The 25,969-nt window shown below is 42.0% G+C and carries 30 protein-coding genes; 14 read left to right on the plus strand and 16 right to left on the minus strand.

The window, feature by feature from the left end; translation table 11 throughout:
• Positions 1-277: 277 nt before the first annotated feature.
• On the minus strand, positions 278-538 hold the full coding sequence (locus tag I2484_RS15495; RefSeq protein ID WP_207151953.1) for a DUF1871 family protein: 261 nt from the start codon (positions 536-538) through the stop codon (positions 278-280).
• A 96-nt stretch (positions 539-634) separates the two neighbouring features.
• On the opposite strand from I2484_RS15495, the gene I2484_RS15500 reads away from it, so the two are divergent.
• Complete coding sequence (locus I2484_RS15500; protein WP_346014204.1) at positions 635-1,789, plus strand: MalY/PatB family protein; 1,155 nt, start codon at positions 635-637, stop codon at positions 1,787-1,789.
• Positions 1,790-1,817: 28 nt separating this feature from the next.
• Here I2484_RS15500 and I2484_RS15505 read toward each other — a convergent pair whose 3' ends face one another.
• Both I2484_RS15505 and I2484_RS15510 read right to left on the minus strand, forming a co-directional pair.
• Entirely contained in the window at positions 1,818-2,036 is a 219-nt protein-coding gene (locus I2484_RS15505; protein ID WP_346014203.1) for a hypothetical protein, read from the minus strand.
• A gap of 37 nt (positions 2,037-2,073) precedes the next feature.
• Complete coding sequence (locus I2484_RS15510) at positions 2,074-2,829, minus strand: peptidylprolyl isomerase (protein ID WP_481886416.1); 756 nt, start codon at positions 2,827-2,829, stop codon at positions 2,074-2,076.
• Positions 2,830-2,951: 122 nt separating this feature from the next.
• On the opposite strand from I2484_RS15510, the gene I2484_RS15515 reads away from it, so the two are divergent.
• Together I2484_RS15515 and I2484_RS15520 are read left to right on the plus strand one after the other, a co-directional pair.
• Positions 2,952-4,184, plus strand: a complete 1,233-nt coding sequence (locus I2484_RS15515) for an MFS transporter (protein WP_207151954.1) — start codon at positions 2,952-2,954, stop codon at positions 4,182-4,184.
• Positions 4,185-4,391: 207 nt separating this feature from the next.
• The gene (locus I2484_RS15520) at positions 4,392-6,245 is read left to right on the plus strand and encodes a transglycosylase domain-containing protein (protein WP_207151955.1); all 1,854 of its coding nucleotides are present in this window, start codon (positions 4,392-4,394) and stop codon (positions 6,243-6,245) included.
• Positions 6,246-6,261: 16 nt separating this feature from the next.
• Here the strand turns inward: I2484_RS15520 and I2484_RS15525 are convergent, their stop codons facing one another.
• Positions 6,262-6,837, minus strand: coding sequence for a YufK family protein (locus I2484_RS15525; RefSeq protein ID WP_207151956.1), 576 nt, complete (start codon positions 6,835-6,837; stop codon positions 6,262-6,264).
• A gap of 135 nt (positions 6,838-6,972) precedes the next feature.
• On the opposite strand from I2484_RS15525, the gene I2484_RS15530 reads away from it, so the two are divergent.
• The 7 genes from I2484_RS15530 to mnhG are packed head-to-tail and all read left to right on the plus strand — an operon-like array spanning position 6,973 to position 12,775.
• Positions 6,973-9,414 carry a Na+/H+ antiporter subunit A gene (locus tag I2484_RS15530; protein WP_481886417.1) on the plus strand — a complete coding sequence of 814 codons (2,442 nt, stop codon included), beginning with the start codon at positions 6,973-6,975 and terminating at the stop codon, positions 9,412-9,414.
• Positions 9,401-9,823, plus strand: a complete 423-nt coding sequence (locus I2484_RS15535; protein WP_207151958.1) for a Na(+)/H(+) antiporter subunit B — start codon at positions 9,401-9,403, stop codon at positions 9,821-9,823. The genes I2484_RS15530 and I2484_RS15535 overlap by 14 nt, the downstream gene beginning before the upstream one ends.
• Complete coding sequence (locus I2484_RS15540) at positions 9,823-10,164, plus strand: Na(+)/H(+) antiporter subunit C (protein ID WP_207151959.1); 342 nt, start codon at positions 9,823-9,825, stop codon at positions 10,162-10,164. Before I2484_RS15535 ends, I2484_RS15540 begins: the two co-directional genes overlap by 1 nt.
• Complete coding sequence (locus I2484_RS15545) at positions 10,157-11,644, plus strand: Na+/H+ antiporter subunit D (protein WP_207151960.1); 1,488 nt, start codon at positions 10,157-10,159, stop codon at positions 11,642-11,644. The genes I2484_RS15540 and I2484_RS15545 overlap by 8 nt, the downstream gene beginning before the upstream one ends.
• A gap of 6 nt (positions 11,645-11,650) precedes the next feature.
• Complete coding sequence (locus tag I2484_RS15550; RefSeq protein WP_207151961.1) at positions 11,651-12,130, plus strand: Na+/H+ antiporter subunit E; 480 nt, start codon at positions 11,651-11,653, stop codon at positions 12,128-12,130.
• Positions 12,127-12,408 (plus strand): Na(+)/H(+) antiporter subunit F1, encoded by a 282-nt coding sequence (locus tag I2484_RS15555; protein ID WP_207151962.1) that lies wholly within the window; start codon positions 12,127-12,129, stop codon positions 12,406-12,408. Before I2484_RS15550 ends, I2484_RS15555 begins: the two co-directional genes overlap by 4 nt.
• Complete coding sequence (gene mnhG, locus I2484_RS15560; protein WP_207151963.1) at positions 12,392-12,775, plus strand: monovalent cation/H(+) antiporter subunit G; 384 nt, start codon at positions 12,392-12,394, stop codon at positions 12,773-12,775. Before I2484_RS15555 ends, mnhG begins: the two co-directional genes overlap by 17 nt.
• Before the next feature lie 208 nt (positions 12,776-12,983).
• Here the strand turns inward: mnhG and I2484_RS15565 are convergent, their stop codons facing one another.
• The 3 genes from I2484_RS15565 to I2484_RS15575 all read right to left on the minus strand — a co-directional run bounded on the left by I2484_RS15565 (position 12,984) and on the right by I2484_RS15575 (position 15,982).
• Positions 12,984-13,937 (minus strand): nuclease-related domain-containing protein, encoded by a 954-nt coding sequence (locus I2484_RS15565; protein ID WP_207151964.1) that lies wholly within the window; start codon positions 13,935-13,937, stop codon positions 12,984-12,986.
• Between the two features lie 194 nt (positions 13,938-14,131).
• Positions 14,132-14,407 (minus strand): hypothetical protein, encoded by a 276-nt coding sequence (locus I2484_RS15570; RefSeq protein ID WP_207151965.1) that lies wholly within the window; start codon positions 14,405-14,407, stop codon positions 14,132-14,134.
• Between the two features lie 60 nt (positions 14,408-14,467).
• Positions 14,468-15,982, minus strand: a complete 1,515-nt coding sequence (locus I2484_RS15575; protein WP_207151966.1) for a leucyl aminopeptidase — start codon at positions 15,980-15,982, stop codon at positions 14,468-14,470.
• 157 nt (positions 15,983-16,139) lie between these two features.
• On the opposite strand from I2484_RS15575, the gene I2484_RS15580 reads away from it, so the two are divergent.
• Positions 16,140-16,616 carry a divergent PAP2 family protein gene (locus I2484_RS15580; protein ID WP_207151967.1) on the plus strand — a complete coding sequence of 159 codons (477 nt, stop codon included), beginning with the start codon at positions 16,140-16,142 and terminating at the stop codon, positions 16,614-16,616.
• 119 nt (positions 16,617-16,735) lie between these two features.
• Here the strand turns inward: I2484_RS15580 and I2484_RS15585 are convergent, their stop codons facing one another.
• The 4 genes from I2484_RS15585 to I2484_RS15600 all read right to left on the minus strand — a co-directional run bounded on the left by I2484_RS15585 (position 16,736) and on the right by I2484_RS15600 (position 19,561).
• On the minus strand, positions 16,736-17,062 hold the full coding sequence (locus tag I2484_RS15585; RefSeq protein ID WP_255551496.1) for a YuiB family protein: 327 nt from the start codon (positions 17,060-17,062) through the stop codon (positions 16,736-16,738).
• 107 nt (positions 17,063-17,169) lie between these two features.
• A complete protein-coding gene (locus I2484_RS15590) occupies positions 17,170-17,667 on the minus strand; it encodes an NUDIX domain-containing protein (RefSeq protein WP_207151968.1) in 498 nt (165 codons plus the stop codon).
• Between the two features lie 64 nt (positions 17,668-17,731).
• Entirely contained in the window at positions 17,732-18,949 is a 1,218-nt protein-coding gene (locus tag I2484_RS15595; RefSeq protein WP_207151969.1) for an FAD-dependent oxidoreductase, read from the minus strand.
• A gap of 249 nt (positions 18,950-19,198) precedes the next feature.
• The gene (locus I2484_RS15600; RefSeq protein ID WP_207151970.1) at positions 19,199-19,561 is read right to left on the minus strand and encodes a HesB/IscA family protein; all 363 of its coding nucleotides are present in this window, start codon (positions 19,559-19,561) and stop codon (positions 19,199-19,201) included.
• A 130-nt stretch (positions 19,562-19,691) separates the two neighbouring features.
• Here I2484_RS15600 and I2484_RS15605 point away from each other — a divergent pair, with 130 nt between their 5' ends.
• Entirely contained in the window at positions 19,692-20,369 is a 678-nt protein-coding gene (locus I2484_RS15605) for a DUF2225 domain-containing protein (protein WP_207151971.1), read from the plus strand.
• A 38-nt stretch (positions 20,370-20,407) separates the two neighbouring features.
• Here I2484_RS15605 and I2484_RS15610 read toward each other — a convergent pair whose 3' ends face one another.
• Complete coding sequence (locus I2484_RS15610; RefSeq protein WP_187046915.1) at positions 20,408-20,644, minus strand: NifU family protein; 237 nt, start codon at positions 20,642-20,644, stop codon at positions 20,408-20,410.
• An 85-nt stretch (positions 20,645-20,729) separates the two neighbouring features.
• On the opposite strand from I2484_RS15610, the gene I2484_RS15615 reads away from it, so the two are divergent.
• The gene (locus I2484_RS15615; protein ID WP_207151972.1) at positions 20,730-21,059 is read left to right on the plus strand and encodes a YuzD family protein; all 330 of its coding nucleotides are present in this window, start codon (positions 20,730-20,732) and stop codon (positions 21,057-21,059) included.
• Between the two features lie 155 nt (positions 21,060-21,214).
• Here the strand turns inward: I2484_RS15615 and I2484_RS15620 are convergent, their stop codons facing one another.
• The gene (locus I2484_RS15620) at positions 21,215-22,282 is read right to left on the minus strand and encodes an NAD(P)/FAD-dependent oxidoreductase (protein ID WP_207151973.1); all 1,068 of its coding nucleotides are present in this window, start codon (positions 22,280-22,282) and stop codon (positions 21,215-21,217) included.
• A 986-nt stretch (positions 22,283-23,268) separates the two neighbouring features.
• On the opposite strand from I2484_RS15620, the gene I2484_RS15625 reads away from it, so the two are divergent.
• Positions 23,269-23,505, plus strand: a complete 237-nt coding sequence (locus tag I2484_RS15625; protein ID WP_207151974.1) for a YuzB family protein — start codon at positions 23,269-23,271, stop codon at positions 23,503-23,505.
• Positions 23,506-23,545: 40 nt separating this feature from the next.
• On the opposite strand, the gene I2484_RS15630 is transcribed toward I2484_RS15625, so the two are convergent.
• From I2484_RS15630 to I2484_RS15640, 3 genes are all read right to left on the minus strand, one after another.
• Complete coding sequence (locus I2484_RS15630; RefSeq protein WP_207151975.1) at positions 23,546-24,310, minus strand: TIGR01457 family HAD-type hydrolase; 765 nt, start codon at positions 24,308-24,310, stop codon at positions 23,546-23,548.
• A gap of 2 nt (positions 24,311-24,312) precedes the next feature.
• On the minus strand, positions 24,313-24,762 hold the full coding sequence (locus I2484_RS15635) for a DUF86 domain-containing protein (RefSeq protein ID WP_207151976.1): 450 nt from the start codon (positions 24,760-24,762) through the stop codon (positions 24,313-24,315).
• Positions 24,763-25,638: 876 nt separating this feature from the next.
• Entirely contained in the window at positions 25,639-25,968 is a 330-nt protein-coding gene (locus I2484_RS15640) for a YutD family protein (RefSeq protein ID WP_207151977.1), read from the minus strand.
• Position 25,969 lies beyond the last annotated feature (1 nt).

Genomic DNA, 25,969 nt, shown 5'->3' on the forward strand with positions numbered 1-25,969 from the left:
CGCGAGCTGAAGACCCCGCAGGAACGCAGTGACGAGGAGGCTGAAGCCGTGCCCGCGGAAAGCGTCCGCTCGGAACGGAAATCAACGGGATTGAAGGAATTCAGACTTTTATGGTATAGAAGTCATTCAATCCAGAGGAATCCAAAATCGACTATACACGTAGCGCCCAGTTGGTGATCATGTTATTCACTGGTTACTATTGGTAAATCAACAGGTTTGGTGTTTTATTGTATAAAAAAACTGTACCCGTATTAAAATGGGTACAGCCACACAAAATTCAGACGATACATTTCGCCTCGTATTTAATCGCTAACAGCTTATAAGAAATTTGCACACTTTTCTCGATCGGAATCCATAATTTGTAAGAATGTTCGTAAATTTCCCGAATTCGTTTTGCAAGGTCGGTTGGATGATCAAGACGATGTAAGTCCGATACGACATCAACGATTTCGTGTTCATACGCTTTCGGTCCTGCTTCAAATGGATCCCATTGTTCAAGAAGCGCTACTGCCTTTTTATTCATTTCTATAGTCTGCACAATGAGTCACCTTATTTTTCTCAATAGTCTAGATTATGATAACATAGTAGAGAAAAAAGGAAAGAGGAGATTTCCCTGAATAACTTTGAATCTGTAATTGAACGTCGTAAAACACGTTCTGTAAAATGGGACCGAATGGAAATGATTTACGGAATCGAGGATGCATCCGATATTTTACCGATGTGGATTGCAGATATGGACTTTGCTGCTCCAGAAGTCGTAGTCAACGCGATGAAAGAACGTCTGGATCATCCAGTATTCGGCTACTCCTATATTTGTGAAGGCTGTAAAGACGCAGTAAGTACATGGCTTGCTGAACGCCATGCCTGGGAAACAAAGAACGAATGGATGTTATTCCACCATGGCGTAGTTCCCGCAATTGCTTCGGTCGTTGAAACGTTTACGAATCCAGGTGACGGCATTCTAGTCACTTCTCCCGTCTATCCACCCTTCTTCCAAATTCCTGCACGGCAAGGACGAAATCTTGTCGAATGTATTATGAATGAAGATAATGGTGTGTATTCCATCAACTTTGAAGAATTCGAGAAATGCCTTCAGCAAAATGTAAAGCTATTCATATTATGCAATCCACATAATCCTGGTGGAATTGTTTGGACAGCAAACGAATTGAATGAAATGTTGCGACTTTGTACAAAATATGATGTCTTGATTTTATCGGATGAAATCCATGCCGATCTAGTCTTCTCAGGGCATAAGCATATTCCGCTTGCAACGCTTGCAGGTGAGGAAACAGGACGTATCATTACGTGTGTTGCACCTACAAAATCGTTTAACCTCGCAGGAATCCAAGCAGCGTTAATGATTGCGACAGATGAAGGCGTGAGGGAGAAACTTACGTTGAATGCACTGTCACATGGTCAAATGGATTTGAGCTCTTTTGCAGCAGCCGCTTTGACTGCCGCCTATAAAGATGGTGGCCCTTGGCTAGCTGAATTACTTGAAACAGTTTCTAACAATATGGACTATGCAATTCGTGAACTAACAGCTGCAATTCCTGCTTTAATAATTGCTAAGCCTCATGGTACATACCTTCTTTGGATTGACTACCGAGGTACTGGATTTACCGAAACGGAAATGATGGACAAGCTTTTGACTAAAGGTAAACTTGCCCTTGATCCAGGCTCGAAATACGGCGAAGCAGGACGCGGCTTCCTTCGCATGAACGTGGCGACACCACTTTCAGTTGTTCAAGATGGTGTTAACCGCTTTATCACTGCGATGAGTAAATGAAGGAAATTACAAAAAGAAAACAGCATCCTCAATTTTGAGGATGCTGTTTTTCTTTTTGTTCGCGGCGTTCACGTAAAATGCGTTCTTCAAATTCCTTCGCTTCTAATTCCTGCTTCTTCGAATTGCGTCGAATCCACATGAATGTAAGTACCAAAAGAATCGCAAAGAAAAACATTGAAATCGCAGCTGGTATATATTCTGTTTTATCTTCAGGAAAGTAAAGGAACGGCATTAATAGTGCGTTCACTTACATCCACTTCCTCACATTGTAAATTTATAAAGGATTACTTTTGAAGGATTTCGATTGATTCAATAGAAATATCTTCAACAGGCTTGTCTTGACGGCCCTTTTTCACTTTTGCAATTTTCTCGATAACATCCATGCCTTCAATAACTTGGCCGAATACTGTATGTTTTTGGTCTAAGTGAGGGGTTCCGCCCATTTTGCCGTATGCTTCAGCGATTTCTGCTGGATATCCGCCTTTTTTCAGTTGATCAACTGAAGCTGGAACTTCTGAAGCTTGAACGATGAAGAACTGGCTGCCATTTGTTCCTGGGCCAGCGTTCGCCATTGAAAGAGCTCCTTTTAAGTTAAATAGATCCATAGTGAATTCGTCTTCAAATGTATCGCCGAAAATACTTGTGCCGCCCATACCAGTTCCTGTTGGATCGCCACCTTGAATCATGAAGTCTTCAATTACGCGGTGGAAGATAATACCGTCATAATAACCGTTTTCTGCATGTGTTAAGAAGTTTTCAACTGTTTTTGGTGCTTGTTCTGGGAAAAGCTTGATTTTGATTGACCCCATTGTTGTGTTCATAATAACTAGTGCTTCGTTTGCTGCTACTTCTGTCGATAATTGTGGATACATTGTTGTTGCCTCCTCTGAGTTCTTCGTGCTATTTTCTTCCACTGGCGCTTTGCCAGCAGACACTACTTCTTCTGATTTCTTGTTCTCAGACGCACTATTTCCGCAAGCGGTAAGTAAGACGAGAGCAAAGATTGTCAGAAGGGAGAAATACATTTTTCTCATTAACATTCACCCTGGACTAGTTTATCATATTGGGCAATCTATTTCGACGAATAAGCATGATACTTCCTTCGTTTTCCGAATTGTTTTATACTGAATGAATAGCACGACAATGAAAGAAGGTTTTCTAAATGGACGTGCAAAAACGGAATTTCATTATCATTTGGATTTCCAACGTCCTCGTTGCGGGGACAATGACAATGATCATGCCCTTCTTATCCCTTTATATCGAAACATTCGGCGATTATTCGGATGCATATGTCCAAAAATGGGCAGGTCTTATTTTCGGTGCTTCATTCGTCACAGCTTTCATTATGTCACCGATTTGGGGGCGAGTGGCCGATAAATATGGCTTCAAGCCCATCCTTCTCATAAATGGCTTCGGGATTGCGATATCCGTTTTCCTAATGGGATTTGTGGATTCCGTCGAGTCGTTTTTCCTGCTTCGGCTGCTGAATGGCGTTGTCACAGGTTTCATTCCAACGTCACTCGCATTTATCTCTTCGCAGACTGCGAAAAAGGAAGCTGGAAAAATGCTTGGGACTTTACAGATGGGCAGCGTAACGGGCACATTATTCGGACCTGTATTCGGGGGGTTGTTGGCGGATGCATTCGGTTTCCAATATACCTTTGTTATTACATCCATCTCTGTTATTGTCGCTGCACTCATCGTACTTTTCGGCATCAAGGAACAAAAACGAGTAAAAAATCCGAAAGCTATCCAGTATTCCCGTAAAGCGATTATCAGCGGCCTGCTGCATCACCGGCTCATGTTGAACGTCATGATTGTCACCGCACTTATCCAAGTCGGGAACTTCAGTATTCAGCCACTTCTGTCGCTCTATGTTTCTCATTTGACAGATGCGAAAGACGTGGCTTTCCTAGCTGGGGTTACATTCAGTGCTGCTGGGATCGGCAATCTTTTATTCGCACGTCGCTGGGGCAAGCTCGGTGACGACATTGGCTACGAAAAAGTGCTGTCAATCCTGCTACTCCTGTCATTCGTATTTATCATCCCTCAAGCTTTCGTGACGCAGCTGTGGCAACTTATTTTTTGGCGGCTGCTGTTCGGTATAGCGCTCGGCGGAATGATTCCCATAACGACTGCATTAGTTAGACGTGAAGCCCCCATCGATATTCAAGGAGAAGTCATGGGTTATAATACCAGTTTTCGTTTTCTCGGAAATATTATTGGCCCAATGTTTGGCGGGATTATCAGTGGTTTCATCGGCATTTCGTCTGTCTTCATCGTCACTGGCGTTTTGTTCCTTGTCGGGTTCGCATTTCTCTATTATGCCAAACGAAAACCAGTGCAGGACTTTGAGGACTTTCTTGCTGCTGAAGAGAAACGGACACATAGTTAAGAAAAGCATAAGGCGCCGTTTAGCCCCGACAATCGCTGGAAGGCTTGAAGTTAAAGGCGTCCTTTGCCTTTTCATCAAGACTGAAGCGACTCGTGGGGCTGGCGCCTGAAGCCTAGACAGCGACCTAGTTAAAAACAGCACACTTCACTAGTCGGAGTGTGCTATATTTTTGTTACTGACTGATTTCTTGAACGGAGTGCACATGCATTGAAACAATTTATTGGTTTCATCTTTATTCTATTATCCATCCCACTCCTCTTTGTTGTCCAAGATGCGATTGCCGTCGAGTTTAAGAGCGCCGGATCCTTCAATGACCAGATGAATGACGTTATCGAACTGTCAGCCCCAAAAGTCAATGTCCCTGTGACGTTGAAGGATGGAAATGGCCTCATTTTTGCAGAAGAATATATAGAGTGGCGCGACCCGCTCCCACTGTCATCCATTCCATTATTCGCGCGCCTTCTGTTCCTAGAAAGTGAAGACACCGGTTTTTTCGAGCATAAAGGTTATGATATAGCCGCAATTGTGCGTGCGTTTGCTGTCAATTCCGCAACGGACGATGTCAGACAAGGTGCTTCTACCATTACACAACAAGTCGTGCGGATGCGTTTTTTATCGACTGAAAAGACGTATGAACGTAAATTGACTGAACTTTTTTATGCAGCTGAACTTGAAAAACAATCGACAAAAGATGAAATTTTGGAAATGTATATGAATGATATGTATTTTGGTCATCAAGTGTACGGTATTGGCGCTGCGGCGACCTATTACTTCAGCAAATCCGTAGATAAGTTGAATGAAGCGGAAATTGCCTTTCTAGCGGCGATTCCAAACAACCCCTCTTTATATGATCCATTGAATCATTTTGATCGGACAAAAGGTCGACAGGAGCTTCTTTTGTCGGTACTTACAAAAAACGGGTTTCTAACTACCGAGGAAGCCGACGTACATAAAAACACAGCCATCGTTTTAAATTTGAAGAAAAAGGTGACTACATTTCCCGCTTACAGCACATATATTCTCGCTGAACTTACTGATCTCATAGCACAGTCCGAAGGCTTGTCTGAAAAAATGACATATGCGAAAGACGATGCAGAAAAGATAGCCCTTGCAGCGATCATTAAACAACGGACAGCTGAAGTGTTGTCCAAAGGATTGATTATCGAAACGGCACTTAACCCTGGAAAGCAACGGCGAGATGAACAAACAATCTCCTCTCTTTTAGAACCTACAGGTGTGCAAGCAGGTGCTGCCGTTATTGACAATGAAACCCGTGAAATCATCAGCCTATTCGCCGGTAAAAACTATAAAAAAGCGGATTTCCACCGCGCATTCCAAGCTGTCAGGCAACCTGGTTCCGCTCTTAAACCACTTCTCGTCTATGCTCCACTGTTTGAAAGTGGATCCTATACAGTAAACACGCCCATTTACAGCGGTGCTATTTGCATCGGCTCGTACTGCCCTACAAATATCGGTGGTTTCGTTTATGGTAATGTCACGGTAAAAGAGGCTTTTCGACAAAGTCATAATACAGCAGCGGTCAGATTGCTTCAGATGATTGGAGTCGAAGAGGCATTCAACTATATCGCGCCATTCGGATTCAAATCAGTTACGCAACAGGATATGACTTATGCAGCTGCACTCGGTGGTTTTTCAAAAGGAATGACGCCGATTGAAATGGCGGGGGCTTATTCGAGTTTCATCGATGGGAAATATACCCCAGCCCATGCAATTCGCGCTGTGAAGGATAGAGCGGGGACTATTTTATACGAATGGCCTGATGACAAAGAGGATGTTTGGTCAGCTGCTACAGTTACAAAAATTCGTGGCATGATGTCAGATGTCGTATTGAACGGGACTGGCCGCGGTATCCCATATACAACTTCGTATACAGGAGCAAAGACCGGCACCACAGATCATTATAATGATTTATGGGTTGGCGGATTGAACGACAACTATACAACCGCTGTCTGGGTCGGCTATGATAGACCGCAATCTATAAAGCTCTTGAGTGATCAGAAACTTCATTTGCGTATATTTTCCACACTACTCCAGGACTAGCCGTTCATTCAAAAGGCTAGTCCGTTTTACTGCCAATGAAGGGCAAACTCGCCATAACACCATTATAAAGCTTCAACAGAATATAGATGATGGTTGAAACCAGTAGCGTCCAAACCATAATTTCAAAAACGAGAAGCCCAATCGTACTGAAGATTGTCATGAATTTACTTAATTTGAATACGACATAGACAAAGTAGATGAACGTTGTCAGCAAAAATATAGCTGTTAATAGGTGAATCGAATTGATGCCACCTGCCGATGCAAGCGCTCCAAAAAAATAAATGACATTGCCTCCGCGTGCCTCGCTATACGATTTCCCCTCCACATCCTTCGAAAAGAATAACATCGCGGTTTCGTGAATCGTTTCGGCAATCAATTTTAACGCTGAAAAAACCATAAAAAATAACAATGCATAAATAACTAGCAGAAATATACGTAATTGTATATCCGTCAAAAATTCGCGCATACCAGCATATAGACCAATTCCTTTAAATAGTTCCACTGACACGCCTACTGTGTAAACTCCGAATGTTAAACTGAATAAGACAATTGTAACAAACGGTAAATAGCCAAATATGTACGGATTTTTCATTTTCAGCACCTCAAAAGCAATTTATTTCTCCGTTTCTATAATATAAGAAGAGAGACTGAATAAGCAACAAAGGCAGAAAGTGTTTCATGCAAAAGCGCTCTCTTTACGCTATACTTTAAAACAATGCAAAGAATAATGTTTCATTCATTAGGAAGGAGGATTTTTTTGAATTTCGTATTACTGATTTTCCTGCCGATTATGGCAGCACTATTCGTTCCCCTGCTATTCAGGAAACTGAAAGACATACATACTGGGTGGTTCGTTTTACTCGTCCCTGTCTCCCTCTTCATTTATTACATAGGATTCATTAAAACAACTATGGACGGCGGACATGCTTTATCAGAACTGCAATGGATTCCGTCTCTTGGTATTTCGTTCGTATCGTACATTGATGGTCTCAGCCTGCTGTTCACCTTACTTATAACTGGTATCGGTGCACTCGTTGTTCTCTACTCCATCTTTTATCTCGATAAGCGTAAAGAAAAGCTGAATCACTTTTACGTTTATCTGTTGATTTTCATGAGTGCCATGTTAGGTGTTGTGCAATCGGATAACGTTATTTCCCTTTATTTATTCTGGGAGCTAACATCCATTTCGTCATTCCTGCTTATTGGCTATTGGAGTACACGTGATGGTTCACGATTTGGTGCATTGAAATCGATGATGATCACTGTATTTGGTGGACTCATGATGCTTGGGGGATTCGTTCTGCTAGGAATTATGGGAGATACGTTTTCCATCCGCGAACTTATCGCTAACGCACCCACTTTTGTAGGACATGAATACTTTACGCTGGCGCTTGTTCTCGTACTGCTTGGTGCATTTACGAAGTCAGCACAATTCCCGTTCCATATTTGGTTACCGGATGCAATGGAAGCGCCTACACCGGTCAGTGCCTATTTGCACTCCGCAACGATGGTAAAAGCAGGTCTTTACCTCGTCGCACGGTTTACACCTATTTTCGCTGTTTCTGAAGTTTGGATATGGCTCGTAGCCGGTATCGGACTTGTGACCTTGTTCTGGGGATCTTTCTTCGCGGTGAAACAGACCGATTTGAAAGCGATTCTTGCTTTCTCGACAGTCAGTCAGCTTGGACTTATCATGTCTCTGCTCGGCGCGGGTGCGCTTGCCTATCACTCGGATGATCCGTTTTTTAAATTAGCAACATTTGCAGCAATCTTCCATTTGATCAACCACGCGACCTTTAAGGGTAGTTTGTTCATGATTGCAGGTATTGTCGATCACGAAACCGGTACCCGGGATATCCGGAAACTTGGTGGGTTGATGAGTATCATGCCAGTCAGTTTCACGGTTGCTTTCATTGGATCTATGTCGATGGCAGGTTTGCCACCATTTAACGGCTTCCTGAGTAAGGAAATGTTCCTTCAATCCATGTTGGCAATTCGACATTTTGAACTATTTAACTTTGCGACATGGGGAATACTCTTCCCTGTCATCGCTTGGATCGCCAGTGTCTTTACACTCGTTTATAGCTTTTACTTTGTATTCAAGACGTTCGCTGGACAACAAAAAAGTGAACCTCTTCCAATTAAACCGCATGAAGCGCCTGTTGGGATGCTTGTATCTCCCGTCATTCTTGCTACGCTGGTTGTTGGCATCTTCTTCATTCCGAACTTGATTGGTAAATGGTTGGTGAAACCAGCTGTGATGGCTGTTCAGCCTGATTTATACAGTCATCCTTCTGAAGTTGATGTTGACGTTGCAGCTTGGCATGGCTTTGATGCTCCGGAATTATGGATGACTGTTTCGCTTGTTGGTGTTGGTCTGGTTCTATTTTTGACACTGAAAAGATGGCAAAAAATGTACGATATCCAACCCGAGTACTTGTCGTTAAATGCATTGTATGATTCCGCCATGTTCGTTAGTGAAGGTGGAATGAATAAACTTTCCCGCTTTTATATGACTGGTTTAATCCGCACATATCTGATTTATATGTTTGCTTTTATTGCTGCAATAACTGCGGCGACACTGTTCATCAAAGAGGCTTTCGTTGTTGATATGGATAGCTTTTCTCCCATCAACTTGTATGGCGTTCTAACTGCTATTGTTTTGGTCGTCGCAGTATGTATGGTTCTTCTTGCGAAGACAAGGCTGTCAGCAATCATTGCTCTAGGTGCCGTTGGCTATGCGGTTGCTTTATTCTTTGTCATTTTCAAAGCACCCGATTTGGCGCTTACTCAGCTCGTTATTGAAACGATATCGGTTGCCTTGTTCTTATTAGCCTTTAAACATCTACCGTCACTTAATAATCACGGTCAAACAAAACGCAACAAGCTTGGCAATTTGATTATTGCGGCTGGTGTCGGAATAACGGTGACATTGGTTGCGTTATCGGCCCATTCACAAAAACTGATTCCATCTATTTCGCAGTATTACAAAGATACAGTTGCAACAGAAGCCGGGGGCGGTAATATCGTCAACGTCATTCTCGTAGATTATCGTGGATTTGATACATTATTTGAAATCGCCGTTTTGTCAATCGCAGGAATCGCTGTCATTGCCATGATTCGTCTGAAGTTGTCAAGAAAGGGGGAGAGTACGGATGAAAACAAATGATGTCATTTTACAAACGACAACAAAATTCGTATTCTTCATCATTTTTCTTTTTTCAATTCATATCTTCTTTGCAGGACACTATACACCAGGTGGCGGTTTCGTTGGAGGGCTGCTAACGGCGGGGGCAATTGTGCTGCTGTTACTAGCCTTTGATTTAAAAACTGTCCAAAAAGCATTGCCTTTTAATTTTACAATTGTGACTGCTATCGGTTTACTGCTTTCACTCGGAACAGCTGCAGGTTCAATCTTTTTCAACGTTCCGTTCTTTACACATGCTTTCGATTATTTCACTTTGCCTTTGTTCGGAAAAACGTCCTTACATACAGCGATGATTTTCGATGCTGGTGTTTATCTCGTTGTTGTAGGCGCGGCAGTTACAATGATTCAAACGATTGGAGGAGATGAATAATGGAATTTCTAATGGCTATCGTCATCGGAATCCTTTTCATGGCTGCTGTTTACCTGATACTTTCCAGAAGCATCCTCAAAATCATACTCGGGACAGGCCTGTTGAGTCATGGTGCCCATCTGCTACTCCTTACAATGGGCGGACTTGGCGGCACTTCCCCGCCTGTCTTAGCAGAAGGCGTAACAGATTACGCAGATCCTTTACCGCAAGCGCTTATATTGACGGCGATTGTCATCAGTTTCGGTGTGACTGCGTTCATCCTTGTTCTTGCTTACAGGTCGTATGCTGAACATAAGACAGACAATATGAATCTCATGAAAGGAAATGACGAACATGATTAATCTACTTTTATTTCCAATCATATTGCCATTCCTTTTCGCAATTATTCTGCTGTTCTTTAAGGAGAATATCAAGGTACAGCGATCGTTGACTTGTATCGGACTGCTAATCAGCCTGGTTGCCGCACTTTTCCTTGTTGCAAAAGTGAAAGCAGATGGCGTTCAAGCAATTACACTCGGTAGCTGGCCAGCACCATTCGGTATTTCAATGGTTTCCGATATGCTTTCTGCATTACTTGTAACCACAACAATCTTGATCACACTCTTTGTTGTGCTATACAGTTTCACAGCTATCGGTGAAGAGCGGGAGCGCTACTTCTATTATCCCGCTATCCTGTTCATGATTACAGGCATCAATGGCGCATTTACAACAGGTGATATTTTCAATATGTTCGTATTCTTCGAAGTGCTGCTTATCGCCTCCTACCTATTAATCGTTTTGGGCGGCGAGAAAAAACAGCTTCGCGAATCAATCAAGTACATACTCGTCAATGTCATTTCATCTGCATTGTTCGTTATCACAGTTGCTTACCTCTACTCTGTTGTTGGTACATTAAATATGGCCGATATTTCAGTGAAGATTGCCGAGATTGGACAACCCGGTATCATAACCGTGATTGCAGTGCTCTTTTTAATCGTGTTTGGCGTAAAAGGATCCTTATTCCCCCTTTACTTCTGGCTACCAGGATCTTATGCAGCACCTCCAATACCGGTGCTAGCACTATTCGGTGCATTACTGACTAAAGTCGGTATTTATGCAATCATCAGAACGTATACGCTGTTTTTTGTTCATGATATCGGCTTTACACATGGCTTATTATCCGCACTGGCATTGCTCACAATCGTTGCCGGCTGCATTGGTGCCCTTGCCTATTTCGATGTAAAACATATTATTATTTACAATATCGTCATTGCAGTCGGTGTTATTTTATTCGGCGCTGCACAAATGAACGAAGCTGGTTTAACAGGTGCCGTATTCTATTTGGTCCACGATATGCTCATTAAAGGGGCTTTGTTCCTTTTGATTGGCATCATCGTATACGTAACCGGAACCTCAAACTTACGTAAGATGGGTGGGCTAATGAAAACCCATGCGCCACTTGGCTGGATGTATCTAATTGCTGCATTTGGACTAGCGGGTATTCCACCATTAAGCGGTTTCGTCGGCAAACTTCTTATTGTTAAAGGGGCATTCGAGGGGGGTAATGTCTTCGGGAGTATAATCATACTGGCATCGAGCCTTGTGGTCCTGTTGTCTGTCATCCGGATTTTCATCTATGCATTCTGGGGAGATCCCACAACTGTGGAGTTGCCGACAACAAACCGTCGGACTTACCGCAAGATGATGATGCCTGCTGTTGCATTAGTCATTCTGTCCGTGCTGTACGGTGTTGGGTCTGAATGGCTCATTCCCTATATGACGGACGCGACAGACGTATTACTACAACCATCCATCTATATTGATGCGGTGTTAAAGGAGTAGATGACAATGGCATTTCAACTATTATTGAACTTTTTCATCGCTCTTGTTTGGATGTTCATGAGCACCTCATTCACCGCTTCAACATTCGTAATCGGGCTCTTGATTGGTCTACTTTTGATCATTATAACGAGACGATTTTTCACAGAAAGGCTGTATATTTGGCGGCTTTGGGCAGCATTCAAATTGGCACTGCTCTTCTTCAAGGAGCTAACTCTGTCTAATATTTCAGTGCTGAAACTCATCTTACGTCCGAAGATGAATATTCAACCCATGATTTTCGCTTTGCCGACTGATCTTGAGCATGACTGGGAGATTACATTATTATCAAGCCTAATTACGTTGACACCTGGAACAATTGTGTTGTACGTTTCCGATGATCAACGGACGCTTTATATCCACGCCATTGACGTCGATGATGTCGATGACGCCATTGATTCAATCAAAAATTCATTCGAAAAATCCATTAAGGAGGTAAGCCGACCATGATGACATTTATATGGGTTTGCCTAATCCTTGTACTGCTATCGATTGCTGGTCTCCTGTACCGTGTATTACGCGGTCCATCTATTCCGGATCGGCTCGTCGCACTTGACTCGATTGGCGTCATGCTGATTTCAGCAATCGCTCTGTTATCAGTCATCTTCGATACCGGATTTTTCATGGAAGTCATCTTGCTGATTGCGATTATGTCATTCATTGGAACCGTGTCATTCTCTAAATTCATTGAGAAGGGAGAGATAATCGAGCGTGATCGTACTAGCTAACATCCTCATTGTCTTTACAATCGTCGTGGGCATCGTTTTCACTATCGTGACTGTCATTGGTATCATTCGTTTACCGGACGTCTATACGAGGGCGCATGCAGCTTCTAAGAGTGCAACATTGGGAGTACTAAGTATTCTGGTAGGCGTATTTCTTCACTTTTGGTTGAAGGAAGGTCATTTTAGTATTCAACTTCTACTCGCAATTGCATTCCTGTTCATTACCTCTCCGATTGGCGGACATCTTATGAGCCGTGCCGCTTATATCTCTGGTGTAAAACCGACAGAACTAACTGTTGGTGATGATCTGGCAGAAGTTATCAAACAAGCTAAACTAAAGAATCCGCCGACTCATCAGAAGGAAGACTAAGAAAAGGCAAGGCGCTTAATAGGAACGCACCCTTTATTGTAGATAAAGGGTGCGTTTTTTGCGTAGATGAAGGTTATGACCGCCACGAAGTGGGTTATGCTCGCCACGAGTGGTGTTATGACCGCCACGGGTGACTTTATGACCGTCTTGAAGCATGTTATGACCGCCATGGACGTGTTTATGACCGCCTTAAGGAATTTTGCCTTATTCAAATAAACATTGAATAGGTTCGGTTTCGATTAGCACCTTCTAGTCGTAAATCCATCCCCTGCAAAATCCGTGTTGCACTTTGGCGCCTAATATGTAAAAATGCACAGCAATCTTTATTACTCATTTTACCGCCATATAATAGGAACCAATCCCGGATTGCTTGTTTATGTGCGTCGGGACTTGTCCTGCTACATTGCGTACAGCGCCATCCTTTCATATACTTCTGCATGCCTAAAAAGTTGCAAGATGGGCATGCGACGCCAGTAAGGATTTTGTCCTTTATCTCAGGGTAGGTCAAACAGATAGGGGGAGGAATGTATTCCCGATGGCTTTTGACAAGATCATTTGTCAGGGTAGAGAACGTTGCTTCATCCAATAGTTGGGGTGCTATCGGTAAATTACGAATGAAGTTCGGGACTGCATTCGGGAAAAGAAATGGGGTCTTCGTGTCAAATAGTTCAATACGCTGTTTGGAATAAGCTAATACGATTGCACCATAAATAGGCAATGAAATATTTCGAGAGTGAAACCAGTCTTGCAGCAAGGTACAATTGTTCTCGACTTGCGTTATGAGGCTATTAAATCCTTTCACTTCACCATTATTAAGAACACGAATTAATTGCGGTGGATTATTGATTATTTTAAGCTCACCCGAAATGTTCTTCACTTCAAATACGACTGCATACGTTGGGGTGACGAACAACGAGTCGATTTGAAAAGGAGTACTGGATGCCAGTGATACATCATGCAAAACGCGATATTTCATTGGAAAAAGGTAATTTTCAAAAACTTTGTCTAATTGTTGTTCTCCCCCAAAACCAGCCTTCCTCGAAGCACACGCAGTTTCCAAAACCGGTAAAGCTGCATGATCCAGTGGTAGTCGTCTGATTGCGGCATAAAGTCCTTCTAATTGCAGTGGCTCTTTTCTTAATTTGCTAATGAAATTCCCCATCCCCTTTTCAATAAAACTGAACCTATCCACGAGAGTGTAACATATTTATACTAATGATTCTAGTAAATTAATAGACTATTCAAAACCGATATAAGTTATGCTCGCCACGGGTGGTGTTATGACCGCCACACCCATATTCCCCAATAAAAAATACCTACCAGCCGAAAACTCGGTTGACAGGTATTTTCAACTTTTTAGTAAGGACCGTAATATCCGTATGGTTGATACGGATAGTATGGGTATGGTTGATACGGATAATATGGGTATCCACCACCGTATCCACCGCCGTACCCTCCCCCGTATCCGTTTCCTGGAAACAAAGCACTGCCTAATAAACTACCAGCGAATCCGCCAATAAAAGGTCCGCCAAAATTACCAAAACCTCCACCGAAGCCGCCGCGACCAAATCCACCACGGCCTATACCGCCACCCCGACCAAATCCGCCACCACCGTGAAAACCTCTAGTCATAGTCATTCCCCTTTCCTACTTATCCTATTCGAATAACGTTAAAGGGGAAAAGGCTATCGCCTATTCGGTTTCTATATCAGTGTCGGCTAACCGCTCAACAAGCGTCGCCAGCGTTCGTACCATGACACCGGTTGCACCTTTCGGCCCTAAATCATGTGCGGAAATTGCATCAGATGTCCCTGCAATATCAAGATGTATCCAAGGTGTGTCACCAACAAATTCCCCTACAAATCCACCACCAAAAATCATATGCCCATCTCTGCCTGGTGAATTATTCAAATCTGCTACTTCACTTTTGCGAAGTCTTTTCTTATCATTTTCCGTCAACGGCAGTCTCCAGACGAATTCATCTGCCTCCATGGATGCCTGCATGAACTCTTCGAAGAATTCTTCATCATTCGTAAGGGCTCCTGTCTTGTCCATACCAAGCGCGACGATAACACCGCCTGTTAGTGTAGCAACGTCAATCAGACAGTCTGCACCGGCCTGCTTAGCGTATGTAACCGCATCTGCCAGAACAAGTCGTCCTTCTGCATCTGTATTGAGCACTTCAATCGTCTTGCCACTTAGTGATGTAATTACATCATCTGGTTTGAAAGCATCTCCAGAAACCATATTGTCCGTGGATGCGATAACAGCAATGACGTTTTTCGCGGGGCGTAGCTCTCCTATAATTGTCATAGCTCCAAGAACTGCAGCCGCACCGCCCATATCACCTTTCATACCAACCATTCCGTCTTTCGTTTTCAAAGAATAGCCGCCGGTATCATAGGTAATTCCTTTGCCGACAAGTCCTATGACATCTTCCCATTTTTCAGTTGCAGCATATTTCATGACGATTAACTTTGGCTCTTCCACTGAACCTTTGTTGACAGCGAGAATTGCACCCATACCGAGTTCTTCCATTTCTTTTTTACCAAGTACCTCAATTTCAAAATCATATTTTTCGGCAACTTCACGTGCATAGTCAGCCATTTTAGTCGCTGTTAATATATTGGGCGGCATATTAACAAGATTACGTGCTTCATTAACCGCATATGCATGTACTTTTCCTACTTCGAAGGCCGCTTTCAGTTCGTCTTCATCGAATGTGGATAAGAATGACAGCGTTTCAAGCGCAACATCACGTTCGTTTGAATCCGTACGGTATCCTTCAAACTTGTACATGCCGAGCCCAATACCCTCCGACGCCGCAAAAACAACATCTTCACACGTCAACTTGTCGTTCGTGAATGGTGCTGTCCAAATGCTAGCTGAAGCTGCTTTCACGCTTGCAAGCTCTTTTCCAACCATTGCAAATACCTGACGCAACCGATCCACCGTCAATTCCTTATGCAAGCCAAGTCCGATAAAGAGTACACGCTTGTAACCACCAACTTCTACGGACGGCATTTTAACAATACTTTTGAATTCAGTTTTAATATCACCGGATTTAACCCATTCTGGTAAACGGGAACTGAAAGAGCTGACGAAATCGTCCCAACCTGTTATATTTTCCGGATGTTCGGGTACACCAACTACAAGTACATCTGCTTCTACATTATCAAAATTCGGTTTCATTATTATCGTTTTCATTTGACAACCTCCAGTTTTACCTACATTATTTAGTATAGCCTAAATTTTCAGCCGTTTATAGCAATTCATTCGGCATCCGTATTACCTGTTTTTCGTAACACATCATTATGGTATACTGAATATATAATTTCCGTACTTTATAGAGGAGTCGAATTCAATGGCCTTATTACAAAACACCCCGCTCCTTGCGGCATTATTCGGGATTATTTTTGCTCAATTCGTCAAAATCCCGATTCATTATTTCCTGGAAGGTAAACTTGACTGGAAACTAATGACTTCAACAGGTGGAATGCCTAGCTCCCATTCAGCTGCAGTTACATCATTAACGACTGCCATTGCTTACGAAGAAGGATTAGACTCACCAATGTTTGCAGTTTCTGCCATCTTTGCTGTCATTGTCATGTTTGATGCAACGGGAATCCGTTACCAGGCAGGGCAACAAGCACTGATTATCAATCAAATGCGAGTAGACTTCCAAACATTCGTTCAAGAAGCTAAAGGCTGGCAGCAAAAAGATGGACAACAAAAAATTCAAGAATTAAAAACGTTGCTAGGTCACAAACCAAATGAAGTATTTGCAGGTGCTGTAACCGGTATCCTTATCTCTGTTATTATCTACTCATTCATCGTTTAAAAAACAAAAAAGGGTGTGTTCAAGCATAATCGCTTGAACACACCCTTTTTAAAAAAATACAAAAGTATAAGTTTCCCTACCCGGATCGGTGTCTAGACTCCAAGCGCATAACCCTTTTCTTAAAACATCTGATAACCTTGTTTTCTTAGTAGTTTAATAACAAAACCTGAAATAATCGCTCCGACAAGTCCGCTTGCTAAAATAAGGACATCTGCTGTATGAAGTGCCATAACCTTTTCACCAAGGAGTTGGAATGCGTATTTCGGCTTCGTAACGTATTCAAATACACTTACTTCATCAATAATTAGTATGACGACAATTGGATAAATGATAGCCATCAACCATGTCATACGAAGAAGCATATTTAACAGGAATCCTATTCCAAAAAACATGACTATGAAAATCATTATAGATAAAACGACGTGCGTTATTGAAATCGTTCCCAATGTGACTACCTCCGTTTTCCATTCATTATTTTACAGGAACGGCTGAACGCTTTCAACATTACACGACTTGTTCAATAATTTGTCGATTTTAATCTCGTCAATAAAGGTCACTTTTTGAAAAAAAGTTTATAAGAAGTATAACCGAATTGATTGCCCGGATTGACATTTTCAATTTCATCAAACCCTGATTCAATCACCTTTTCAGCAATTTCATGAATCATCACCGAGACGTTCTTATCTGCTTTTAATGCAACTGGATTCTTCCACGCCACTTCTGAAATCTCTTTTAATTCGGGGATTAATAACTGACCTTCAGTTGTAGGTCTCAACAGAAATATAGCCATGTTGTCACTAACTTCCCCATTCAAGACACCTGTACGAAACCCAATCATACCTTCGAGCTGACAAACGACTCCCGTTTCTTCCTTTACTTCACGAATTGCTGCGCAATCTGCCGTTTCATCACCTTCAACAAATCCCGCCGGTAGGGACCATAAACCTTTTAAACCGCCGTAGTTTTTCCTAACAACAAGCCACTGTCCTTCGCTATTCACAACAAGTCCAGCCGCGCCAAGCCATACATTCCCTCGCATTTTTCGTGACATTTAGGATCCCCTTTCAAAAAAAAAACACCCGCCGTCAATGACAGGCGAATGCTTTATATATGTTTTATTTAAGTAAGTTAAATTTACCTTTTTTCAGTGTCAGACCTAGACCACCGATCATGAATAGCGCACGGTTATCAATCATTTTCTTCATGAATGAAGCTTTAGTACCCGTCACTTTTTTACCGAATACGACACCAATTGCATCGCTATCACCAAGTGAACAAACGCTACCTTTTAAATCTGGTATAAAGTCAGAAGTTGGTTCACCTTTCATAAGTGCGATGATGTTATTCGCACACATGTCACCTTGTTGCATAGCAATTTGTGCAGTAGGTGGGAATGGACGGTTCACTGCTTCGTTGATCATTAGTGCGCAGTCTCCAACAATGAATACATCGGAATAACCTGGTGCACGAAGATCCTTGTCTACTTTGACACGAGCGCGCATATTTTCGATACCCGTTTCTTCGATTAGACGGTTACCACGGACACCTGCAGCCCAAACGACTGTGCCAGCTTTGACGAATTCAAATACATCTTCGCCTTTTTTAATATTAACGCCTTCAGGAGTAGCTTCTACAACTGGTGTACCAATCGAGAATTCAATTCCTTTAGAGTTCAAATGCCTAACAGCATAATCTACAAGCTCAGGATCAAATCCTGGAAGAACCATCGGAGCTGCTTCTACGCAAAGTACGCGTACTTTTTCTTGTGGAACGTCGAACTCTTTACAAAGTTCAGGTACACGGTTACCAAGCTCACCAAGGAACTCGATGCCTGTGAAGCCTGCTCCTCCAACGACGATTGTCAGACGGCTATCGTCTTTAACTTCTTCAGTTGACCAAGTCGCGAATTGATATTCGATATGTTCGCGGATTTGACGTGCTGCTTTAACGTTAGCCATAGAAAGTGCATATTTATCAAGACCTGGAATACCAAATGTTTCGCCCTCAAAACCAAGTGAGATAACAAGGTAATCGTATGTATGTGTACCGACATTTGTCGTTACGACTTTCCCAGTAACGTCGATTGCTTGAACTTCAGCTTGGACGAATTTTACTTTATTACTGTTAATAACATCTTTGATATCATAACGCACTGACTCAGGAGACATTGTTCCTGCAGCTGCTTCATGAAGCCATGTCGATTCATAGTGGTACTCATTTTTGTTTATAAGAACGATATCAGCATCGTCTGCTCCAAGAGATTTTTGCAAGTTAACGACTGTTGTTAAACCACCATAACCCGCGCCTAATACTAAAATTGTCGGTCTTTTCACGAAGATCGAAACCACCTTTGATTTTTTTATGTGCCCGGCCCACGTGAAATCGGTACACCGACGATTTACACAGTCCCGGCCTTTGTCATTTTTTTCGACAAACTTCTATCTCTATAGTAGCCCTTTTGATACGTCTTTTCAATAGTATATTTGAAATAGCAAATATTTGAAAACACTGATTAAACAAACACTACTTTTATACATCAAAAAAACCCTCCTAAGTATGATTTAGGAGAGTCAAAAAAAGAATCAGCAGTCTGCTGGAGTTCCTTCTTTTTTAGCTGTTCTGAATGATGTCCCACAACCGCATGAAGCAATTGCATTGGGATTATTTATGGTAAATCCGCCGCCCATAAGGGACTCTTTATAATCGACTTGTGTGCCTTCAAGAACTCCGGCATCTTCACTAGAAACGAGAATTTGTAAACCATGCTGTTCAAGCAGAAGATCACCCGGTGATTTTTCAGTTTCAAAACCCATTCCGTATGTCAAACCACTACATCCTCCGCCGTTCACAGCGACACGCAGGAATGATCCTTCTTCCTCATTATGACGCATCATTTCTCTCACATGAATTGCCGCTGCTTCCGTAACTTCAACAACTTGTGTCATCCGTGTTCACCTTCCCTTTGTTTTCTTCCTTCTATCATAGCAATTAAATCAAGCGGAACGCAATCATATTAACTCCAGTGTTGAAGGATATACGCTATAATGAATTAACTAGTACGAAAGGAAGATTTATTTGGAAATTAGACCGTTTTATGATAAAAAGGTTGCATGCCTTTACTGTAAGCATAATTTCACTACTACAAGAATTCGCTCTAGATTCGTTCGGGTTTCATCCCACGGAAGTGACTTCAAACCTGTCTATTCAGATCCTGAAGTAAACCCAATCTTTTATAATGTTGCCGTCTGCCCTCATTGTGGCTTCTCTTTTACTGATGATTTCTCCCCTTACTTTGCTCCAGGCACGGAAAAAGACATAGCTGAACGAATAGCATCAAAGTGGAATGAACGATCTTTCGGTGCAGAACGTACTATCAATGAAGCGATTGAAACGTATAAGCTTGCCTATTTAAGCGCGATGTTTAAAAAGGAGAAAGTCCTTACACTAGCAGGACTTACTTTACGAGTTGCTTGGTTATATCGTGATAAAGGTGCAGAGGTAGAAGAAAAACGCTTTCTAACAATCGCACGCAACTTCTATAACGTTTCGTATTCAGAAGGTGATTTTGCTGGAACACAAATGTCCGAAACAAGAGTTTCGTATTTGATTGCGGAACTTTCGTGGAAAATCGGGGATAAGGATGAGGCCATCAAAAATTTTTCGCGCGTCCTTGAGAGCCAACGCACATCCACTGAACCAAAAATCATCGAAATGGCAAAGGAGCGATGGCAAGAAATCCGTGTCATCAAATAGAAAAACGGACCGAAGTTCGGTCCGCTCAGCTTTTAAAATCAAAATACTTGTTCTACCTCAACTACGCCTGGAACCTCTTCTAAAAGAGCACGTTCAATCCCTGCTTTAAGTGTAATTGTTGAGCTTGGGCAAGTACCGCAAGCACCAAGTAGGCGAAGTTTTACGATGCCGTCCTCAATATCCACAAGTTCACAGTCTCCTCCATCACGTAGGAGGAATGGGCGTAATTTATCTAATACTTCTTGTACTGGTTCAGTTAGCGCTGTATCTGTCATTGTTTTTTAACTCTCCTTTCCTTATACTTATTATAAACTGGAAAGAAGAAAAAATCCAACAATCAATCGGGAGGGGACAATTACTATGAGTATTACTACTACAATCATTGAAATTTATGGTGCAGATATCATCTGTGCGAGCTGTGTCAATTCACCTTCATCCAAAGACACATACGAATGGCTCCAAGCTGCTATCGATAGAAAGTACCCGAATCAGCCATACGGTATCACATACATTGATATCGAATCAGCTGTTTCCGACGACAAGCACAAAAAAATTGTCCAGCAAATACAGGACGATGAGTTCTTTTATCCGTTGGTCATGATTAATGACGAAATGATTGGCGAAGGTTATATCCAATTAAAACCGGTGTTTGCTGCGCTTGAGAAGAATGGCTATATAGCCGAATCTTGAAGTGATAAAAGGTTAAGATAAATGAGAAGAAAAATCCCTTGTCCGCGATTATGCGAGTAAGGGATTTTTCATGGCTTAGGAAACTATAAAATCTCGTACTATGGATAAGTTGCAACATAGAGACTTCACATCCTGACTCCAGCGCTTTTGTTCTGTCAACCATTATGCCATTTATACATCCAAAGCACACCAGACTTCAACAATCGTGCAATACGGCCTGTTACTGTGCGGTCAGCAAGATATGCAAATCCTTGCTTCTTACCTAGGGAACCGAGGAACCCTTTCAGCTTAATTTCCGGCATAGTTTCCGGTAGCGGTTCATTGTTCCAAACGTTACGCAATATGCGTACAATCTGTTCCGCCTGTTCTTCTGCAACTTGTGCACTCGGTGCATAAGGAAGTGCTGCACAGTCTCCCACGACGTAGACATCGTTAAATTCAGGCAACTGATGATACATGTTCAGTATAACTCGACCTGATCCGTCTTTTTCCGTGTCAATGTTTTCTACAGACGCCACTGGACGAATTCCGGCTGTCCAGACAACTGCATCAACCGGTATAGTTTCTTCATGGTTAAATAGAATTGTTGGTTCCACTTTCGTGATGTTGGAATTTGGAACAACGTCTACATTATGTTCGTCGAACCATCCTTTAACATAATTACTAAGTCTCTCAGGGAAATCCCTCAAAATACGCGGACCACGATCGAACAGCTTAATGTTCAAATCTGGTCTACTTTCTCGAAGCTCGCTGGCAAGTTCTATTCCGCTTAAGCCAGCACCAACAATACCAATCGTCGCACCACTACCAAAACCAAGAAGTTTTTCGTACGTAACCCTAGACTTACCAATCGTCTGAATGCTGTATGTGTATTCCGCAGCACCCGGTACGTCGTGATAGTTGTCTTCGCAACCAAGCCCAATAACCAATTCATCATACATAATTTGCACGCCATCATCGAGATAGACACACTTCTCATCCGGCCTAATTTCAATAATTTCTCCGCCTACAACTTTCAACCTATCATGTTCTGGAAGCGGAACACGCACAACTGAATCCGATACTGTTCCGGATGCCAGCGCATAAAATTCCGTCTTCAAACTATGGAACGGAGTCCGATCCACAAGCGTTATTTCGATATCATTCGGCAATTCTTTTGTCAATAAACGCAGTAATATACGCATATTCCCATATCCTGCACCTAATAATACAAGTTTTCTCATAATTTTTCTCCTTCGTAATCCATTAATCCGTTGTTTTCCCAATTACGATTATATCAGTTTGTGACATGCTTCACAATGATTCACGGGAAAGTGAAGTTTTAATCAATGAGGGGAATTTCTTTAGTGTATGAATTGAAATAGAAACACCTTCGAATCTGCTTTAGCACTAGGACATACCTACACTCATTTTGTGCATGTATTCATATGTTCAACCGCGTCTGTTGATTCACCATTTATTCGCATAAACTACTGGTGTGAAGGGCTTGTAAAACCCCATTTTTCACTAGACCATTTCCGGCCCGCTTTCGGCTAACTACTTCTGACAGATTTACTGAGGGGTCCTAGTGTGGCTACAATGTTCAAGTGCAAAATACAGTTATGTTTGAATGAATCGAATAGATGACTTTCTATAGGGAGTGTAAGTGCCCGAAGATGCAATTTCGGGCACTCTTGCACATTGTATAATGTGCTTCTTGCTTACTTTTAACAAAGAGTAAGCATCTAATTATGTGATGTCTACTTGAAAGTGACACTTTTTTAATAAAAAAATATATAGAAAGTTACAGCCGCCAAAATTGCATCTTTGTCGGCTTTTACCCAATTAAGAAGCCCGCTATTCTTTCGTCACAAAAAGTTTCAGCACTTCGTGTATCTGGGTTTTTGAAGAGCGACGGATGAAGGACCACCATACGATTACCGAAAAGGATGTGTAGGGATACGACTTTGTCGCATCCCTACACATCCAGACATCTCATTAATCTTATAGAAGTCATTCAATCCAAAGCAATCCCAAAACAACTATACACGTAGCGCCCAATAGGTGATCATGTTATTTACTGGTTACTCTTGGTTAATCAACAGACGTGATGTTCAACATATTTAATTAGTTGTAACCTAGGTGGATTTAGCCTACTTGCGCGGTAATGCGAGATTGTTGACGTGCGAAGAAAAAAAGAGTAGGATTCCAAATAGGTGAGGTGATCATCATGAATCCGATTGTCGAATTTTGCATAAGTAATATCGCAAACTATTCACAGGAAACATTTGAAAAGTTGGAAAAGGATCCAAATCTTGACGTTCTTGAGTATGGTTGCTTGAGTTACTGTACAAAATGTTCAGATACACTCTATGCCATCGTCAATGGTGAAATCGTCGAGGCTGATACAAATGACGAACTGACTGAACGTATCTATCAATATATAGAAGACAATCCGCTCTTTTGAGCATTATGGCTAACCGCCCTTTTTTAGGCGGCTGGCCTTTTTATATTCCCCATTCTAGCAATGTCCCGTAAGAATAGGTCGGCTTCTGTAATTTCAAAAGTACTTCTTCTCGTGATGTGACTCCCCCTGCGACATGTATTGTATCGATACCAAAACGGATTCCCGCTAGTATATCCGTATCGTAGTTATCTCCAATCAAAACCATTTCTTCTTTGTGATAGCCATTTTCTACCTGAATGAATTCAAGCATATGGGGCTCTGGTTTCCCGACAAATTGCGGCAATACCCCCGTTGCACTTTCCATTAATTTCACAAATGATCCATTCCCCGGTACGAGTCCTCTCTCCGACGGAAATGCTTTATCACTGTTCGTTGCTATGAAATGCGCGCCTTCACGTATTGCAAGACATGCATCAGCCAATTTCGCATACGTTATGCTTCGGTCAATCCCCATGATAACAACTTCAGGATTCGTTGCCGTGATTGCTATCCCTTCAGATGCTAACGCTTCTTCCAACCCTTTTTCACCTATCATCATGACAGATGCGCCATAATAATTTTCTTTGCAGTATTTTGCGGCTGCAATTGCGGATGTCATGATGCGATCAGAATCTGCATTTATTCCGAATGAAGCCAATTTCTCCCGGAGCTGCACACGCGTCATCGAAGAATTATTTGTGATGAAATAAGGATCAATTCCATTTTGTTGCACATTTTCAATGAAAGAGACCGCTTCCGAAATCGGTTCAGTCCCACGGTAAACAGTTCCATCTAAATCAAGGCAGATTGCTTTGTATTTATCCATAATCATTTATCTTCTGGTAAGAAGGCAGATACGGGGCCTAGCTCATTTTCAAGATAATGACGCACTTTGTTGGGAAATTCAAGGAGTTCATCCATTGAGGCGTTTAATACTTCTATTATCGTCCCAGCATCCACTTTCGTAAATTCGCGGACAATCATTTTCCTAAGTTCAATTACCTGTTTTAATGGGCCTGCCATTTCCGAAGTAATAACACGTTCGTCTTCCATAATGTCAATAATATCTTCATAACTCCCTGGATCGCGCATGATAAAACCATCAATCATCGTATTTCCTACGTCGATAACCGATTCGATGAGTACATTCGTTATCCGTTCAAGCGCAAGTGAATGAATGATATCTTGCTGCCACCCATTTTCATTTCCGTACAATTCGAGTAAAACTTCCATATGATTTAACGATTCACTAATTTGGTTTCGGTCTACAAAATACATGGACTTTCCCTCCTGATTGTTCAACTATCTTCATCTTATGATACCATATTTGCGATACTATATATGGTGAGATACAGATATCCCCTTGAATTCGCTACGGCGCTTAGTGATGCCTTCTTTGCTTGTAAGTCGCTACGTGTATAGTTGCTTTTGAATCGCTAAGGATTGAATGACTTCTATAGGATTACCGAGATGTCTGGATGTGTAGGGATGCGACTTTGTCGCATCCCTACACACTTTTTCCGTGAATCGCATGGTGGTCCTTTATCCGTCGCTCTTCAAAAACACAGATACACGAAGTGATGAAGCTTTTTGGGACGAAAGAATAGCTGACATCCTATTTGGAGAAAAGCCGCTAAAGATGCAATTTTGGCGGCTGATGCTTTCTCTATGGTTTTTTCTTTTTTACTAGTAAAGAAGTGTCACTTTTAATAAGCTATCACATGATTACATGTATACTCTTTGTTAAAAGTAAGCAAGTAGCACATTATACAACGTGCAAGAGTGCCCGAAATTGCATCTTCGGGCACTTACAATCTATATAGAAAAGCATCTATTCTTTTCTTTCAAACAACTGCATTTTTCACTTGAATAGTGTAGGTGCGCGACAGGCAACTATTCAAAACAGGATTACTGAAAAAAGTGTGGCCAGAAGTGACGGAGTCACTTCTGGCCACACTAGGACCCCTCAGTAAATCTGTCATGAATATATAGCCGAAAGCGGACCGGAAATAGTCCAGTGAAAATGAAGGTTTTTAAGCCCTTCTCACCAGAATTTCATGCAAATAAATGGTCGATCAATTGACGTGCTAGTTGTTCAGTATATGGAAACAAAAAAGACTCACGCGCGGATCCACTATCCACGCGCAAGCCCAGTTATTCAGATACTTCGGGAGTCTCAGGAGATTCGGGAGTTTCAACTTCTAGTTTAACCCGCCCCGATTTTTTCAAAACGAAATAAGCACAGCCAAAATTACAGTATTCGTAGAGATAATCTTGTAATGTGCTGATTTTAGTTTCATACGTTGCTTTCTGGTTTGTGTCATCGAAAAACCCTTTTAAACGGAGTTGTCCGTATCCCCAGTCCCCAAGTATGTAGTCGTATTTGAGGAGAACATCGCTGTATCTTGCAAGCAAAGCCTCTTCATTAAATCCTTCACGGTAGTCTGTTAGTATATCAAACTGCCAGTTCTCTAATATTATCATT

It is taken from the genome of Sporosarcina sp. E16_8 (assembly GCF_017347095.1).
In the GTDB taxonomy this organism is placed as follows: Bacteria; Bacillota; Bacilli; order Bacillales_A; family Planococcaceae; genus Sporosarcina.